Raw genomic sequence first — 18,203 nt, 5'->3', positions numbered from 1 at the left:
ATGAGTGAAAAGCTTAAAGTAGGTATCCTCGGTGGAACAGGAATGGTAGGACAGAGATTTATTTCTCTTTTAGAGAATCATCCATGGTTCGAGGTAACAACAATTGCAGCCAGCCCAAGAAGTGCAGGCAAGACATACGAGGACGCCGTTGGTGATAGATGGAAAATGGATACACCAATGCCTGAGGCAGTTAAGAAAATCATCGTAAAGAACGTCAATGAGGTGGAAGAGGTTGCTTCACAGGTTGACTTCGTATTCTCAGCCGTTGATATGTCAAAGGACGAGATCAAGAAGATCGAGGAGGACTACGCAAAGACAGAGACTCCTGTAGTTTCAAACAATAGTGCCCACAGATGGACACCTGATGTGCCAATGGTTGTACCTGAAATCAACCCACAGCACATGGAGGTTATCAAATATCAGAAGGAGCGTCTCGGTACAAAGAGAGGCTTCGTAGCAGTAAAGCCAAACTGCTCAATCCAGTCATATGCTCCGGTTCTTACAGCATGGAAAGAGTTTGAGCCATATGAGGTTGTTGCTACAACATATCAGGCAATCTCAGGTGCCGGAAAGACATTCAAGGACTGGCCTGAGATGGTTGGAAACATCATTCCATTCATCGGTGGAGAGGAAGAGAAATCTGAGAAAGAGCCACTTCGTCTCTGGGGATATGTGGATGATGAGAAGAAACAGATTGTTCCTGCAGAGTCACCGGTTATCACATGCCAGTGTATCCGTGTTCCTGTATTAAACGGTCATACAGCAGCTGTATTTGTCAAGTTCAAAAAGAACCCTACAAAGGAGCAGCTCATCGAGGCACTCGAGAAGTTCAGCGGAGTACCACAGGAGCTTGGGCTTCCAAGCGCACCAAAGCAGTTCATCAGATACTGTGAAGAGGATAATCGTCCTCAGGTTGCACTTGATGTGGATTATGAGCATGGTATGGGAATCAATGTCGGACGTCTCAGAGAGGATACAGTCTATGACTGGAAGTTCGTCGGACTCTCACACAACACAGTACGTGGTGCAGCCGGTGGAGCAGTGCTTTGTGCAGAGCTTCTTAAGGCACAGGGTTACATCACAAAGAAGTAGATTTAGCAATTCATTGGAATATTTATTAATGAGGGCGGATTTTCCGTTTGTGGGCTGTGGGCACCGGTGTAGCACACAGTAGTATTCCTCAGAAAAAATATGAAGTCAGCCACGGGATTTTTTACAGATAGGTTATGGCAGTTCATATTTTTTCTTCGGAACATACTGTGTACTCTCCGGTGAAGGTAGTGTATTGAACGGAAAATCCTCACTCTGTGATTTTAATTTGCAAAAGTCGAGTCCCTTAAAGGGGACTCTTTTTTGTTAGTTTTATTATTCTCGGGGGGGGGCTTAATTGTTACGCTTGAATTTATATTTTATCGTGGTAAAATAGATAGGCTGAGGAGAATATTTTTTAAGAGGTAGAGATAAGTGAAGAATAATAAGTATGAAATTGATATGGTTAACGGTTCAATAATGGATAAGCTTATTTCATTTGCGTTGCCACTTATGATTTCGGGTATTTTACAGTTAGCGTTTAATGCGGTGGATATTATTGTCGTGGGACAGTTTAGTGGCAGCAAATCACTTGCGGCGGTTGGCTCTACTACGGCACTTATCAATGTGTTTGTCAATCTGTTTATGGGTATATCGCTTGGTGCGAATGTGCTCGCTGCCAGATTTTATGCGGCAGGCAAGGATGAGGAGATGTCTAAGACGGTGCACACCGCTATTATGATTGCACTCATAAGTGGTATTGTGATGGGTGTGGTCGGTGTTATTTTTGCAAGGGGTGCGCTGGAAATCATGGGTACACCGGATGATGTCATAGGTCTTTCTACTATTTATATGAGGATTTATTTTTGCGGTATGCCGTTTTTTATGCTTTATAACTATGGCGCGGCGATTTTGCGTGCTGTCGGTGATACAAAGAGACCGCTTATCTTTTTGATTATTTCAGGCTGTATCAATGCACTGCTCAATCTGTTTTTTGTAATAGTGTGCAAACTGGGTGTTGCAGGTGTTGCAATCGGTACAATTGTTTCGCAGTTTGTATCCTGTGTGCTTGTATTATACTGTCTTAGCAAAGCAGATACCAGCTATAAGCTCTGCTTTAATAAGTTTGCGATTGATAAGGAATATATGCTTCAGATATTTCAGGTGGGAATCCCGGCCGGCATACAGAGCACAGTCATAAATATCTCAAATGCCATGCTTCAGTCATCAGTCAATTCCTTTGGCTCAATAGCCATGGCTGGATATACGGCGGCAAACAATATACTTGGCTTTTTGTATGTATCTGTCAACTCAATCACACAGGCCTGCATGAGCTTCACGAGCCAGAACTATGCGGTAGGAAAACAAAAGCGAATGGACAGGGTACTGATAGACTGTCTGTTTCTCACGACAGCGGTAGCACTTGTGATGGGAAGTGCTTCATACATATTTGGAACACAGATACTTGGCATATATACAAGTAATAGCGAGGTAATTAAATCAGGACTTGAGATTATTTCGATTACAACAATCCCGTATTTCCTCTGCGGAATCATGGACCTTTTTCCGGGAGCACTAAGAGGAATGGGATACTCAACTGTACCTATGATACTTTCTATAATAGGAACAGTCGGAGTCAGAATCATCTGGATATATGGTCTGTTTCCAAGCCACAGGTCGCTGTTTTTCCTGTTTATATCATATCCCGGTTCATGGATAGCGACAATCATCATGCAGGTTATCTGCTATATGTTTGTCAGAAATAAAGTGAAAGCTACAATAGGAGCTCGGAAATTATAATTAAAATCTATTTGTATATGTGTTAAATTGTGATATAATATTTCCAGTTGATTATTTTGGAGGAATATTATGAAAGCAAAACACACAGATTTAGAGAAACTTGAGCAGCTCTATAAAGAGTCGGGTAACCAGCTCGTAGTGCTCTACGGAAGGAGAGGCTGTCAAAAGGAGGAGCTCATAAAGGAATTTTGTGACGGAAAGAAATTCTTTTACTACAGATGCAGACAGGCATCGCCTGAGCATCAGCTTGAGATGATGGGGGAGGAGATAAGCCGTCAGTACAAGGTGAGCCTGAGCAGACAGACATATGAGGAGTACTTCGCGAGAATCAAATCAGGAGACCCTTCCAAGCTTGTCGTGATAATCGATGAGGCACAGTTTGTGGCAAAGAGGGATACATCATTTATGGAAGCAGTTGCAAAGCTTAAAAAGCACAAGCTGTATCCGGGGCCTGTACTTATAATACTTGCCACATCATCTACAGTCTGGGCTACACAGGAGGCAGCAGAGCAGTTTAAGGGAGCCGAAATGAAGCTTGAATCGCTCAATTTCCTTGAGGTTGTAAGACATTTTGAAAGTCTTCCGATCGCGGAAATCGTGAGAATTTACGGAGCAATCGGTGGAGTTCCGGCATATCTGGATAAGTGGGATGCAGCTAAATCCTTTAAGGATAATATATGCAGGCTCGTATTGACACCATCGGGAGCACTGTATGGTGAGGCGGATGCTGTTATATCCGCAGAGCTTCGAGAGCTTTCTGCATATAGCACAATACTTGCAACAATCGCAAGAGGTGAGAACAAGCTCAATGATATTTTCCATGCGACAGGATTTTCACGTGCCAAAATCAGCGTATATTTAAAAAATCTTGCCACCTTCAATATCGTGGAAAAAGTAGTTTCATTTGAGACCGGCGGATGGGAAAATGCAAAGAAGGGCGTATATCAGATAAAAGACACATTTGTTAATTTCTGGTTTAAGTTTGTTTATCCGAATATGTCTAATCTGTATCTGCTTTCACCGGAAGAGTTTTATGATACATATATAGAAAAAGAGCTTGATGCGTATCTTGAGAGATATTTCAGGGAGGTCTGCACAGAGTATCTGCTTATACTAAATCAGATGGGACAGCTTCCGTTTACCATAAAGCGTGTGGGTACATGGATTGGAAAGACAGGCCGCATAGACATCGTGGCTCAGAGTGAGGATAGAAGGAGCATCATCGGCTTCTGCAACTGGGACAAGCCAATGATGACCATGGATATGTGCGAGAATATGGCTATGGCTATGGAGCAGGCAAGGCTTACATCTGATGACTATTATCTGTTTTCGGCAACGGATTTTGAAACTGCACTGAAAAGCTATGTAGTCAGAGACCCTAGATTCAAGCTCATCAACATGAATGAATTATAGAGGAGCTTATGGGAAAATCACTGATAATAACAGAGAAGCCATCCGTGGCACAGGAATTTGCGAAGGTGCTGCGGGTGAGCGGACGCAATGATGGTTATATAGAAAATGGAGAATATGTGATTTCATGGTGCGTGGGACATCTGGTCGGGCTGGTCTACCCTGAGTCCTACGACATGAAATACAAGAAATGGCGTCTTGAGGATCTGCCGTTTCTGCCAAAGGAATACAAATATGATGTGATAGACAGCGTGCGCAAGCAGTACAATATTGTGCACGCTCTTTTGCAGAGAGAGGACATTGACAGAGTTTACTGGGCAGGTGATGCCGGAAAAGAAGGACAGACCATCGAGGAGAATATCAGAAACTTTGGTGGTGTCAGGGAAGGCATGGAGGAGCTTCGAGTCTGGATAGATTCGCAGACCGAGGAGGAAATACTAAGAGGCATAAAAGAGGCAAAGCCGATGAGTGCGTATGCAAACCTCGGAAAGAGCGGCATCATGCGTACCATCGAGGACTATGCGATGGGCATCAACTTTTCGCGTGTCATGTCGGTCAAATACGGCAATCTGCTAAACGATGCAGCGGGTACACGCTCGTACACGGCAATCGCGGTCGGACGAGTGATGACTTGTGTGCTTGGAATGGTAGTAATCCGTGAGCGCGAAATCAGAAACTTTAAGGAGACTCCGTTTTACAGGGTAATCGGCAGGTTTACGGATGCCGGTGTAGAGGCAGAGTGGAAGGCTGTAGAAGGATCAAGGTACTTTGAATCACCGCTTTTATACAAGGAAAACGGCTTCAAAGAGGAAAAAGATGCACTCGCTTTAATTGAAGAATTAAACGGCAAACAGGCAAAAGTTAAATCTATAGTTAAGAATATTGCTAAAAAAAGAGCACCTCTTCTTTTCAACCTGGCGGAGCTGCAGGCAGAGTGCTCAAAGAAGTTTAAAATCAGCCCTGATGAGACATTACAGGTGGCTCAGGATCTGTATGAAAAAAAGCTCACCACCTATCCCAGAACAGATGCCAGGGTGCTTTCAAGCGCTGTGGCAAAGGAGATTGGAAAAAATATAAGCAAGCTTAAAGGTTTTGAACCGACAACAGACTTTGTGGAGCATATTATGCAAAAGAGGCTATATGCCAACATAGCTGATACGCAGTACACGGATGACAGCAAGGTAACAGACCACTATGCTATCATTCCGACAGGTCAGCTTACAGAGCTTTCGGGGCTTACATCGCTTCAAAGAGCAGTATTTGAGCTGATTGTCAGGCGTTTCCTTAGTATTTTTTATCCACCGGCAGAGTATGAGAATGTGAAGCTTGTCGTAGATGTGGATAAGGAAAGTTTTTTTGCATCATCAAAGGTACTAAAGAGCGAGGGCTATTTACAGGTGGCGAATCCGCCGAAAAAGAAGTCGTTTGAGGAATCAAACGCGCGAATACTTGGTAAAAACACTGAAACTGCAGATAGTACAGATGAAAACAGTACAGCAAACGGCAGCAATGATGAGATAGTCGTAAATCCCAAGGTGATGCTTGAGCTTGCCGATAAGCTAAAGGCGGGTGATGAGATAGCATCCCAAGGCTATAATATCAAGTTTGGTAAGACATCTCCGCCAAAGCGCTATACATCAGGCTCCATGGTGCTTGCCATGGAAAATGCAGGACAGCTTATCGAGGACGAGGAGCTTCGTGAGCAGATAAAGGGCTCAGGAATAGGCACCTCAGCAACGAGAGCGGAGATAATCCAGAAGCTTGTCCGTATAGGATATCTTAATCTGAACAAAAAGACACAGATACTCACACCCGAAAGCCTTGGCGAGATGGTGTTTGAGGTCGTATACATGACAGTTCCGGCACTTCTTAATCCAAAGATGACAGCCAACTGGGAAAAGGGACTGGACGGAATTACAAGGGGCACGGTGGATTTCTGGGAATACAGGGGAAAGCTTGAGAGCTTTATCCGCAAAGAGACAGAAAAGATGATTGAGCAGAATCTGCGCTCTGAGATTGCAGACCGCATCAGCAGCTTTGCAGGTAAAAATGCCAGAGGTGCGGCGGCCAGACGAAAGATAGGTGTCAAGTGCCCGGTTTGCGGCGGCGAGATAGTGACCACACCGTTTGGCTATGGCTGCGCAAATTACAAAAATGATAAATCAGGATGTAATTTTAATATCGGACAGGTGGCAGGACTTGATATTCCGGAGGAACAGGTCAAAAAACTGATTGAAGAAGGAATCACCGACACAATCCGTGGTTTTAAGTCGAAGAGCGGCAAGCGCTTTGATGCATGCTTAAAGCTCAACAAGGATGAACAGATGAACAAGGTATCAGCCACCTTTGATTTTGAAAATGTAAAGCCGCAAAAGGTCGAGGGTATTGTATGCCCGGACTGTGGAGGCGATATATATGTGTCACCATACGGCTACCGATGTGCAAACTATAACAGACAGACAGAGGATGGCTGCCATTTCTTCGTTGGAAGGATAGCAGACAAGCAGCTGTCACAGGTACAGTTTTTAGAGCTCATGGCAAACGGCAGAACTGAGACGATAAAGGGCTTTAAATCAAAATCGGGAAAGCGCTTTAACGCATGTCTTATGTTAAAGAAGGAGCCTGTCACAGAGGGCAGTGAGAAAATGCACACCGTCGTAGCATTTGACTTTGACAATGTGGAGGATGAAATCATAAAGGATGTTGTCTGTCCGCTTTGTGGTGGTCAGATAAAAAAGACATCGTTTGGCTATGGATGTGTGAACTACAAGGGTGATGAGCCGGGAAGCTGCCGATTTTCGGTGGGACAGATTGCGGGAAAGACAATCACAGCCGCAAACTTAAAGCAGCTTCTTAATGATAAAAAGACCGAGACCATACGAGGCTTTAAATCTAAAAGCGGGAAACGCTTCGATGCGTGCCTGGTGCTTAAGGAGGATGAAAACAAGAAGCTCTCTGTCCAGTTTGATTTTGACCATGTAGAGCCAAAGACAGTGAAGGATGTAGTATGTCCGAAGTGCGGAGGCAAAATCCAGGTGGCGCCGTTTGGCTTTGTATGCGAGAACAACAGACGTGATGATCCTGAGAGCTGCCGCTTTATGGTGGGCAAGGTTGCAAGCGTCAAGATAAAGGAATCAGTCCTTAAGGAGCTTCTGACAAAGAAAAGGACAGAAGTTATATCAGGATTTGTCTCAAAGACAGGCATGAAGTTTGACGCACCGCTAAAGCTCACAGAGGACGGAGATATAGCCTTTGATTTCCCCGAAAAACCAAAGCCAATCGAGACCAATGTACTCTGTCCAAAGTGTGGCAGACCTCTCAAAAAGACACAGTGGAAATATGAGTGTGAGTGCGGCTTCAATGTTTGGCATACTGTGGCAAAGGTGGAGCTTTCAGAGGAAATCCTCACGGAGCTGTTTACCACAGGAAAGACCAAAAAGAAGGTCAGAGGCTTCACCTCCAAGGCGGGAAATGTATTCGATACATGCCTTAAGTTTGAAAATGACCAGATATCATTTGATTTCGATAACCCGGGGGAGGAAGAAGTGCAGAGCACGGCAGATGATGTTCCGGATGAGACAACCATGAATAATACAACCATGGATGAGATGGGAATCCCCGAGGAATTTCTGGCTGGTCTTGAGATGGCAGCTGATAGTGCACAGGCAGATGATGTGTCGGAGGCGGCACTTGCGGCGGCACATGAGCTGTTCGGTGAGTAGCACTGCTTATAATTAATTATTAAATCTATAATTAATATGATTTTTTATATTTATGTTTAATGCTCATATTTAAGTTTAAATATTAAAATGACAGTTAAAACAATAGTCAATAATTTTTCACATAATTAAAAGAAAGGACATAGAAAATGGAAAACGCAAAAATAACAAACCTCTATAATCTGGATGAAACAATCGCAAAGGAGTATTTATCGCAGTTCACTTATCCATGGGAGGCACTTGCCGGAATAAGTGATTTCATCAAGGCGCTCGGACCAACACTCGACCCTGAAATCTATGAGAAAAGAGGCGAGGATATCTGGGTGGCAAAGAGCGCAACAGTATTTGACAGCGCATATCTGCACGGTCCGCTCATCATCTGTGAGGACGCAGAAATCAGACAGTGTGCCTTTATCCGTGGCAGTGCAATTGTAGGAAAGGGCTCAGTAGTAGGTAACTCCACAGAGCTTAAAAATGTAATCATCTTCAATTCAGTACAGGTGCCACACTACAACTATGTAGGAGATTCAATCCTGGGCTACAAATCACATATGGGCGCAGGCTCTATTACATCAAATGTAAAGAGTGACAAGACTCTTGTAGTCGTAAAGGATGTTTACGATACAAAAGAGGAGATTGAAACCGGTCGCAAGAAATTCGGCGCTATGCTCGGTGACCATGTGGAGGTGGGCTGCAACTCAGTGCTCAATCCGGGAACAGTAATAGGAAGAAATTCAAACATATATCCGCTTTCAAGAGTACGCGGAGTCATCCCTGCAAACCACATTTTTAAGGACAAGGACAACGTAGTTTTTAAAAAATAGTAATGTTGTTTGAAAAAATATTGTATTTTTGTTGTTTTTTGTCGATGATACTCTAGACTTATGACAAAAAATATGAGAGAATAAATCGGGTATGTTAAAACCATAACGAAAGGAGTCTTAAGATGATTTACACTAAGGAAGTTGAAAACATGTGTCCTGTAGCTAAGGGCGCAAAACATGAGCCAGCTCCTATTCCAGAAGAAGGAAAATGGGTTCATTCTAAGAAAATTGAGGACATTTCAGGATTTACACACGGTGTAGGCTGGTGTGCACCACAGCAGGGTGCCTGCAAGCTCTCACTCAATGTAAAGAATGGAGTAATTGAAGAGGCATTAGTTGAGACTATCGGATGCTCAGGAATGACACACTCTGCAGCTATGGCAGCAGAAATCTTACAGGGTAAGACAATTCTTGAGGCATTAAACACAGACTTAGTTTGTGATGCCATCAATACAGCTATGAGAGAGTTATTCTTACAGATCGTTTACGGTCGTACACAGTCTGCATTCTCTGATGATGGACTTGCTGTTGGAGCAGGACTTGAGGATTTAGGAAAGGGACTTCGCTCACAGGTTGGTACAATGTACGCAACAAAGGCAAAGGGAGTTCGTTACCTTGAGATGGCTGAGGGCTATGTAACAGGAATCGCTCTTGACAAGAACGATGAAGTAATTGGATACCAGTTCGTTTCTCTTGGAAAAATGACAGATTTTATCAAAAAGGGTGATGATGCCAACACAGCTTGGGAGAAAGCTTCAGGATCATACGGTCGTGTAACTCCAGAGCAGGGTGCTGTTAAGATCATCGATCCAAGACAGGAATAAGAGGAAAGGAGAACGACAATGGCATTATTTGAATCATATGAAAGAAGAATAGACCAGATCAATGCTGTACTTAACAGCTATGGTATCAGCTCAATCGAAGAAGCTGAAAAGATTACAAAGGACGCTGGACTTGATGTTTACGATCAGGTAAAGAAAATCCAGCCAATCTGTTTCGAGAACGCTTGCTGGGCATACACAGTTGGTGCAGCAATCGCAATCAAAAAAGGATGTAGAAGAGCAGCAGACGCTGCAGCAGCAATCGGAGAGGGACTTCAGGCATTCTGTATCCCTGGATCAGTTGCTGATCACCGTAAGGTAGGTTTAGGACATGGTAACCTTGGAAAGATGCTCCTCGAGGAGGAGACAGAGTGCTTCTGTTTCTTAGCAGGTCACGAGTCATTCGCAGCCGCTGAGGGTGCTATCGGAATCGCTGAGAAGGCAAACAAGGTTCGTCAGAAACCACTGCGTGTTATCCTTAACGGACTTGGAAAAGACGCTGCACAGATCATCTCACGTATCAATGGATTCACATTCGTAGAGACACAGTATGACTACAAGGCAGCTAAGCTCAACATCGTATCTGAGCATGCATACTCAGACGGACTCCGTGCAACAGTTAAGTGTTACGGTGCAGATGATGTTCAGGAAGGTGTTGCAATCATGCATCACGAGAATGTTGGTGTTTCTATCACAGGAAACTCTACAAACCCAACTCGTTTCCAGCATCCGGTAGCAGGTACATACAAGAAAGAGTGTATCGAGCAGGGCAAGAAGTACTTCTCAGTAGCATCAGGCGGTGGTACAGGACGTACACTTCACCCAGACAACATGGCAGCAGGACCAGCTTCATACGGTATGACAGATACAATGGGACGTATGCATTCAGATGCACAGTTCGCAGGATCTTCATCAGTTCCGGCTCACGTTGAGATGATGGGACTTATCGGAATGGGTAATAACCCAATGGTTGGTGCTACAGTAGCAGTTGCCGTTTCTGTTGAGGAAGCTGCAAAGGCTGGTAAGTTCTAAATAGAAAGCTTGATTTTATAGGCTTTTTGGAGACTCATATCATTTATGGTATGGGTCTCTTTTTTTAGCTCATTTTCTGGATTTGGTGTAAAAATAGCTGCACGCTGCCCTCAAGTCGCCATATTTAATTATTGGCGACGTGGAAAGTGAAATATTGGCGACTTGGGCGACGCAGCTTGACAAAAATAATTGTTTATGGCGACTTGGAATACTAATTCCGGTTATATTTTATGCCTCGCAGGTCATATATTTCAAAGAGTCGATTTATTAGTATTACTTATATATTCATTATGTGGAAGGAGAATTATATGAGTGAGATTATGGTAAGAGAACGTTTTTTGAGGTCTGGCAAAAAAGTATATGAGTATTCATTTGAGATGGCAAGTGATGGAAAAAGCCGATGGTGTGGATGACGCAATGGATGAATTTGACGAGGATTGGCAAGTATGGCAGGCAAATAGTGAAAAAAAGAAGCCGTAATGATATAATATTAGACAGGATAAGGAAGCAAGATACAGAAAATATGATATAGATGAAGGAGTCAGAAATGAGAGACCAGAAATTATATGAATCAGTCGGAAAATACATAGATAAATATTACATAGACAAGCCGGATGATATTAAACTGGATAAAGAAATGAAGTCTATATTTGATAGAATCTCGGAATTTAGAAAGAAAAAGGCAACAAAAAAATGTGATGCCGAAGAAGATACAGATATTGAGATAGATGAAAGTGCCGTAGAATCGTTTGATGTTGAAAGTATGCAGAAAACGAAAGCAACTGACTCTATGTCTTCGACATTGGCAACAAACCGTAATATAGAAAGCCTTATGGGGCAGATGGATGAGACATTTTCCCAAAGACTATTGCGTTTAATTGATGAGAGAGGGATGACTGATTCTGAAGCATATAATAAAGCTTATGTGGATCGAAGACATTTCTCAAAAATCAGAAAAGATGTGAATTATACGCCAAATAAGAAGACTGTGCTTGCGTTTGCAATAGCATTAGAACTATCTATTGACGAAGCGAAGGATCTTCTAAATTCAGCAGGCTTTGCGTTTTCAAGAAGTTCAAAGACGGATATTATCGTAGCTTATTTCTTACAGAATAAGATATACGATATGTTTGAAATTAATGAGATATTAGATGCTTATGGACAGCCAATTTTTGAGTAGGTGAAGTATATGCAAAAAAAGAAGAAGCGGATGTACGACGGAGGAAAAAGCGTACTTCATGTAAAAAATAGTGCAGGCGGTTTTTACAAAGTTAAGAAAACAGGAAGACTTGGAAAGAACTGCGTGCATTTTTCAGGTAGAGGAATATGTTCCAAATATGATAAATGGTGCAGTTCTGCAAACTGCCCCGGTTATGAAAAAAGAAAATAGAGGGTTGGAGATATGAAATTGTCGCCTATCATGCGACCAGCTCTGTTAGTTTCGTAGATATAATGTGATTACAATAAACCGAAGGAGGTAAATCACATGAATGCGGAATTAACAGAGCTGGTTTTTATTTTGGACAGAAGTGGTTCAATGGGTGGACTGGAGAGCGACACAATCGGCGGGTTTAACGGGATGATAGAGAGGCAGAAAAAAGAAGGAGAAAAAGTTAATGTGACTACAATTCTCTTTGATGATGAAGTGGAAATCATTCATGATCGTTTCCCGATTGATGCAGTTCAGCCGTTGACGGATAAAGAGTATTACGTCAGAGGTTGTACAGCACTTCTTGATGCAGTAGGACAGGCAATTAACAAAATTGATAATGTGCAGAAACATTTGCCGGAGGAACATCGTGCCGGAAAAGTATTGTTTGTAATCACTACAGATGGATTAGAAAATTCCAGTACAGAGTTTAATTACAATGACATTAAGCGAATGATTGAAGCCAAGAAAGAGTGTGGCTGGGAGTTCTTATTCCTTGGAGCAAATATTGATGCAGGCAAAGAAGCTGAAAAAATTGGTATTGAAAGAAACAGGTCAGTAACATATGAGAATGATCATGATGGAGTAGCACTCAATTACGAAGCTGTTGGAAGAGCTGTCAGAGGTGTCACAAAAAGTAGAGCGTGCAGTGTGGAGTTGGATGACACATGGGCCAGTGATATTGCGGAATATCATGATAAAGCTGGAAAGGGTAGGTGGACAGTATGATTATAGACGCAAGACTGATGAAGAAAATACTGGTAGCGAATGGATATGAATATAAAAGATGCAAGGGTTCACACTTTATGTATTCAAATGGAACAAATACTGTAGCGGTAAATAATCATTTGAATAGGATGGTTGCGCAGAGAATCATAAAGCAGTATCACCTGCAGGTGGCAGGTGTTTAGAAAGGGGAGTTTAACATAGCTATTTGGCAGAGTGTAGAATTTGGTAAAATATACACTCTGCCTTTTAATAAATAATCTCAAAAATAAAGTTCGACATAACGAAGCATTTATTCATAATATTATTGATATTGTGCATTATATATGGTAAAATGGTCACAATGGGATTTGCTATTATAGATAGTAATACAGACAGTGATTATGAAAGACAAGAGGTATGTATATGTCAATATCATATAACGGATTGTGGAAGCTGTTAATTGATAAAAATATGAAGAAAGTGGACTTGATTAATAATCTCGGAATAAGTAGCAGTACGATTGCCAAGATGACAAAAGGAGAAAAGGTCTCTATGAATATTTTGGAGAAAATCTGTGATGAGTTAGACTGCGACTTTGGTGACATTATCCACTATGAAAAGAATAAGGATGGTGGAAACAATGAACTATAGTGCAGGCATGGTGTCTCAGGTATTTGCATTTGTAGAGACTAAACAGACAGCAGAACTTATGGCAGCAGGTATGTCGAAGGATGAAATAAAGGATAAGGTAATTGGTGAGAATCTTTATCAGCTTAGAAATGAGACCAGATTACGGAGGACATTCAATTATGTATATAATCGGCTTTCGTCATTGCCTGATGGAGCAGTAGAGCTTTTGGTTAAAGTGGATAATGAAAATGCAAAACTGCTGACACTGATTGCAATTATGAATACAGATAAGCTCTTTTTTGAATTTGTATATGATGTGTATCGTGGCAAGGTAATACTTGGAGAAAAGACGATAGAAGATAGAGATATAAATGGATTCTTTGACGATAAGGCAGCTCAAAGTGAGGAAGTAGCAGGCTGGTCAGAATCAGGAATTAAGAAACTCAAGAATTGTTATATGAAGAATCTTGCAGATGCGGGATTGATTGAATCAACAAAGACAAGGGTAATCAGACACGCTCTTGTTAATTATCGTATAGAGGAACTACTTCACAGTAATGGGATGGATGCATATATCAATGCAGTTAAAGGAGTCTGAGCATGGCAAAGTTAAGTTTGGATGATAGACTGAATCAGATAGAAGACAAAATATCAGAGAAGTCGTTTAGAGAGAATAAAGGACTTGGAAATGAAGTTGGATATTATATATTCGATTATGATCCAAGAGAAGAGCTGTATGTGAGAAATCATATAGCATACCTTAAGGATAGAATAAATAACGGAAACAAAGATTTCAGAATAGTTGAGTTTGACCTGTTTCACCTGATGGTCGAGATACTGCAGGAGGAAGGTTATCTGGAAGTATTTTTCGATTTGGAAAAAGAGAATGGATTTTTTGAAATGGCAGACAGCCTTATAGAAACATTGGGACTGGATGAGACAAATGAGCAGAATCTAATCATATCAAGAATATTGCAGGAAGATTTGGCAGACAGTGTGGTATTTCTTACCGGAGTAGGCAAGTGCCATCCGATAATAGCAAGCCACAACATCTTAAATAACCTGCATCAGGTACTTGACAGTGTGCCGGTAGTGCTATTTTATCCGGGAGAGTATAGCGGACAGGATTTAAAATTATTTGGAACGATGGATTCACACAACTATTACAGGGCATTCCGTCTGGTGTAGAGGAGGAAGTATAATGCAGATTAAAAATATGTTTGAAAAGCAGATTGACCGTGACATCAAGGGCGTTATTAAAGTAGGTCAGTCGGATGAAGAAAATGTATATCAGGAATTAGATGAATATGTAGTGACTAAGGAACTTCTGAAGCATTTCAGAGACTTCTTCAACAATTATGAAAAGGGTGTAGACGGATATACAGATAAGATGGGTGTCTGGATTTCCGGATTCTTTGGAAGTGGTAAATCTCACTTCCTGAAAATACTGTCTTATTTATTGAAAAACAGCACAGTAGAAGGTAAAAGAGCCATTGAGTATTTTACAGATGGTAAAAAAATTGAAGATCCGATGCTTATTGCAGAGATGACAAAGGCTGGAACAATTGAGTCAGATGTCATGCTTTTTAATATTGATTCAAAAGGCTCAGCGAAGGTAGGCTCAGGTAAGGAGGCTATCGTTGAAGTGTTTATGAAGGTGTTCAATGAGATGCAGGGATATTGTGGTTCAATACCTTATCTCGCAGAATTTGAGCGCCAGTTGGATAACGAGGGCAGATTTGAAGAGTTCAAAGCGAAGTTCGAAGCGAATGCAGGAGCACCTTGGGAGAAAAAGAGACAGGCATTTGCAGTTATTCAGGATAAAGTAGTAAAGACATTAGTCGAGATGGATTTCATGAGTGAGGAAGCAGCCCGCAACTGGTGCAAGAATGCAAAGGGCAGCTATGACCTCAGTATCGAGAAGTTTGTATCACTTGTGCAGGAATATTGTGCGAAAAAAGGTCCGAATCATCATGTTATCTTCTTAGTGGATGAAATCGGTCAGTATATTGCAGATGATACACAGCTTATGCTCAATCTCCAGACAATTGTAGAAGATCTTGGAACAGCCTGCAAAGGTAAGGCATGGGTTATCGTAACGAGTCAGGAGGATATTGACTCTATTACAAAGACAAAGGGAAATGACTTCTCTAAGATTCAGGGACGTTTTGATACGAGACTTTCTCTTTCGGCATCCAATGTTGATGAAGTAATTCGTAAGCGTGTGCTTGCAAAGAATGAGACAGCAACACAGACGCTTAGACTTCTCTATGAGCAGAAAGAATCAATTATCAAGAATCTTATAACATTTACAGCGGATACAGCGGACAAGAAGCTGTATGCAGATAAGGCGGATTTCGCAGACTGCTATCCGTTCATACCATATCAGTTCAATCTTTTAGGACAGGTACTTACTGCGGTCAGAACACATGGCGCAAGTGGAAAGCATCTGTCTGATCAGTCACGTTCTATGCTTGCACTGTTTCAGGAGTCGGCAATCAGAGTAATGGATAAAGAGGATGGAGTATTGGTTCCGTTTAGCTTCTTCTACGATCCATTGCATAAGTTTATTGATCACCAGCACAGTCAGGTAATCTCAGATGCGGAAAATAATAGCAAGCTTGATGAGTTCGATGTAGAGCTTTTGAAAGTTCTCTTTATGATTAAATATGTCAAGGAAATTAAGGCAAATGTGGACAACCTGACTACGCTTATGATTTCAAATATTGATGATGAGAGGATTGAAGTCCGTTCTAAGATTGAAGAATCATTAAAGAAACTGATTAAAGAGACACTTGTACAGAAGAATGGTGAAATATACATCTTTCTGACAAACGAGGAGCAGGAAATCAATAATGCCATCAACAATGAGTCAGTAGAGATGGGAGAAATCATCGGAGAGGCTTCTACAGTTATCTTCGAGGAAATCTATACAGAGAAGAAATACCGTTACAGCAGTCGTTACTTATTCCCATTCAACCAGAAGGTGGATGACCGATTCTTCAAGGGCAATCAGTCTAACGATATCGGAGTGACAGTTATTACACCTTATGGCGGAGATTATGCAGACTCTGCACTTCGTCTGCTCTCAGCACAGGAAAGCAGTGTGATTGTGAAGCTGCCAAATGACAGTACATTCCTTGATGAGATTACAGAATCCATCAAGATATATAAATTCCTTAATAAAAATGCGTCCGGAGCCAGAGGCAGCTTTGACAGCATCCGCAGGGCAAAAGAGGATGAGCGTATTGAGAAGAAGGACAGAATCCGAATCTTTATTGAGGATGCATTAAAAAATGCTGATATCTATGTAAATGGCGATAAGGCAACCATTTCAGCTAAGGAGCCGGCAACAAGAATCAATGAAGCACTCGGTAAGCTCGTAGCAATGAAATACAATAAGCTTACCTATATGGAGACAGCACCGGAGCTTTCAGATATCAGTGCCATCTTTAAACACAGCGATGGTCAGATGAGTTTCCTTGGCACAAGTGATACCACACCGAATAAGCTTGCTTTAGAGGAAGTGGTGCAGGTAATTGGCTTAAATAATGCCAGACATATGAAGACATCCCTCAAGTCACTACAGGATAAGTTTGGTGCAGCACCTTATGGATTTGATCCAAAGGATGTGCAGTGGCTTGTAGCAATGCTGTTCAAGCTGGGAAGAGTGTCTCTTACTCTTAACAGTCAGAGCTTGTCATTACTTTCAACGAATCAGGATGAACTGGTCAGATATATTACAAAGCGAGAGTATGTAGAGAAACTCCTGATAGACATCAGAGAAAGAGCAACTGATGGACAGATTCGCTCTGCAAAAGAAGTTATGAAGGATTACTTCGGATTTACTGTATCCAGTGATGATGATGACAAAATTATGAGCAGCTTCAAGAGCAGAGCGAAGGATAAAGTTGAAGTATACGATGACATCCTTGTAGAGTACAGAATCAATCCAAAATATCCTTGTAAGCGACTGATGGAAGAGGCAAGAAAGAGACTTACTGAAATCCTTGATATCAATGAGCCTACAGAGTTCTTCAAGACAGTAGATAAGAAGAGAGATGACCTGCTTGATGATGCAGAAGATACTGCACCTGTATTTGATTTCTTTAAGGGAGACCAGAGAAAGATTTTTGAAGAGGCAGTAAAGAACCTTGCATATTTTGGAAACAGTAAGACTTATGTAAGTGACCAGGAGTTATTAAAAGTAGTCGAAGAGATAGAGACTATCGTGAAGGACGGCAAGCCTTTCGGTAAAATTCAGAGATTACCGGAATTAAATAAGAGATTTGAAGAGCTTCATATGGGATTGCTTGAAAAGGAAGCAGCTATCATGGATCCATTAGTACATGACGACTTCCTTAAAGTGAAAGAAGTATTGGATACTAAGTCATTTGCGGAAGTACTCCGTCCTCGTATCAATCAGAGGTTTGAAGAAATCTGGGATAAGCTGAAAAAATCAAATGATATAGCAGCAATCAAGAATATCAAGCTGGAAAGTGACACTTTAAAAATCAAATGCTTGGATGAAATAGATGAATATGAGAGGACCCATCAGCCTGCACCGGAACCACCTGTCACACCGGTAGTACCCGGTAAAGAGCCGATTGATCCTGCACCAGTACCGACTAAAGTAAAGACAAAGAGACGTAAGAATGTTTCTATCAGCAATGTAGCAGGAGCTAGAACATATTCGATAGAGACAGAGCAGGATATTGATAAGTTCCTTGCCGAGATGAAGCAAAGGCTATTACAAGAATTGGAAGAGAATACAATTATTACATTGAGTTAAATTTTTGAT

At 41.7% G+C, this 18,203-nt stretch carries 15 protein-coding genes; all 15 read left to right on the top strand.

The genetic code is table 11. The features are described 5' to 3' along the window. The 15 genes from asd to brxC all read left to right on the top strand — a co-directional run bounded on the left by asd (position 1) and on the right by brxC (position 18,194). Complete coding sequence (gene asd / locus ACTQ1L_RS03135) at positions 1-1,092, top strand: aspartate-semialdehyde dehydrogenase (RefSeq protein WP_015516647.1); 1,092 nt, start codon at positions 1-3, stop codon at positions 1,090-1,092. A gap of 399 nt (positions 1,093-1,491) precedes the next feature. Then, on the top strand, positions 1,492-2,829 hold the full coding sequence (locus ACTQ1L_RS03130; protein ID WP_441365492.1) for an MATE family efflux transporter: 1,338 nt from the start codon (positions 1,492-1,494) through the stop codon (positions 2,827-2,829). A 69-nt stretch (positions 2,830-2,898) separates the two neighbouring features. Beyond that, positions 2,899-4,242: an ATP-binding protein gene (locus ACTQ1L_RS03125; protein WP_441365407.1), complete on the top strand. Its 1,344-nt coding sequence runs from the start codon at positions 2,899-2,901 to the stop codon at positions 4,240-4,242. Positions 4,243-4,250: 8 nt separating this feature from the next. Beyond that, complete coding sequence (locus ACTQ1L_RS03120) at positions 4,251-7,961, top strand: topoisomerase C-terminal repeat-containing protein (protein ID WP_441365406.1); 3,711 nt, start codon at positions 4,251-4,253, stop codon at positions 7,959-7,961. A 146-nt stretch (positions 7,962-8,107) separates the two neighbouring features. After that, positions 8,108-8,782 carry a UDP-N-acetylglucosamine pyrophosphorylase gene (locus ACTQ1L_RS03115; RefSeq protein ID WP_441365405.1) on the top strand — a complete coding sequence of 225 codons (675 nt, stop codon included), beginning with the start codon at positions 8,108-8,110 and terminating at the stop codon, positions 8,780-8,782. Positions 8,783-8,904: 122 nt separating this feature from the next. Continuing rightward, positions 8,905-9,606: an iron-sulfur cluster assembly scaffold protein gene (locus tag ACTQ1L_RS03110; RefSeq protein WP_015516644.1), complete on the top strand. Its 702-nt coding sequence runs from the start codon at positions 8,905-8,907 to the stop codon at positions 9,604-9,606. An 18-nt stretch (positions 9,607-9,624) separates the two neighbouring features. Continuing rightward, positions 9,625-10,635, top strand: a complete 1,011-nt coding sequence (locus ACTQ1L_RS03105; protein ID WP_308805218.1) for a GGGtGRT protein — start codon at positions 9,625-9,627, stop codon at positions 10,633-10,635. A gap of 547 nt (positions 10,636-11,182) precedes the next feature. Then, positions 11,183-11,815 (top strand): helix-turn-helix domain-containing protein, encoded by a 633-nt coding sequence (locus ACTQ1L_RS03100; protein WP_148873526.1) that lies wholly within the window; start codon positions 11,183-11,185, stop codon positions 11,813-11,815. A gap of 9 nt (positions 11,816-11,824) precedes the next feature. Next, positions 11,825-12,025 (top strand): hypothetical protein, encoded by a 201-nt coding sequence (locus ACTQ1L_RS03095; RefSeq protein WP_117482330.1) that lies wholly within the window; start codon positions 11,825-11,827, stop codon positions 12,023-12,025. Positions 12,026-12,121: 96 nt separating this feature from the next. After that, complete coding sequence (locus ACTQ1L_RS03090; protein ID WP_349064291.1) at positions 12,122-12,793, top strand: vWA domain-containing protein; 672 nt, start codon at positions 12,122-12,124, stop codon at positions 12,791-12,793. Beyond that, on the top strand, positions 12,790-12,975 hold the full coding sequence (locus ACTQ1L_RS03085; RefSeq protein ID WP_148873530.1) for a type II toxin-antitoxin system HicA family toxin: 186 nt from the start codon (positions 12,790-12,792) through the stop codon (positions 12,973-12,975). The genes ACTQ1L_RS03090 and ACTQ1L_RS03085 overlap by 4 nt, the downstream gene beginning before the upstream one ends. Positions 12,976-13,195: 220 nt before the next feature. Then, positions 13,196-13,423 (top strand): helix-turn-helix domain-containing protein, encoded by a 228-nt coding sequence (locus ACTQ1L_RS03080; RefSeq protein ID WP_321112166.1) that lies wholly within the window; start codon positions 13,196-13,198, stop codon positions 13,421-13,423. After that, positions 13,413-14,000: a DUF1819 family protein gene (locus tag ACTQ1L_RS03075; RefSeq protein ID WP_158551246.1), complete on the top strand. Its 588-nt coding sequence runs from the start codon at positions 13,413-13,415 to the stop codon at positions 13,998-14,000. Before ACTQ1L_RS03080 ends, ACTQ1L_RS03075 begins: the two co-directional genes overlap by 11 nt. 2 nt (positions 14,001-14,002) lie before the next feature. Next, a complete protein-coding gene (locus ACTQ1L_RS03070; RefSeq protein ID WP_441365404.1) occupies positions 14,003-14,590 on the top strand; it encodes a DUF1788 domain-containing protein in 588 nt (195 codons plus the stop codon). Between the two features lie 13 nt (positions 14,591-14,603). Next, complete coding sequence (gene brxC, locus ACTQ1L_RS03065; protein ID WP_441365403.1) at positions 14,604-18,194, top strand: BREX system P-loop protein BrxC; 3,591 nt, start codon at positions 14,604-14,606, stop codon at positions 18,192-18,194. The last annotated feature ends 9 nt before the right edge of the window (positions 18,195-18,203 follow it).

This window comes from Agathobacter sp. LCP21S3_B2, from assembly GCF_052118705.1.
Taxonomy (GTDB): domain Bacteria; phylum Bacillota; class Clostridia; order Lachnospirales; family Lachnospiraceae; genus Roseburia.
Note: the sequence above shows the minus strand (reverse complement) of the source record. Positions and strands in the feature narration are given on the sequence as shown.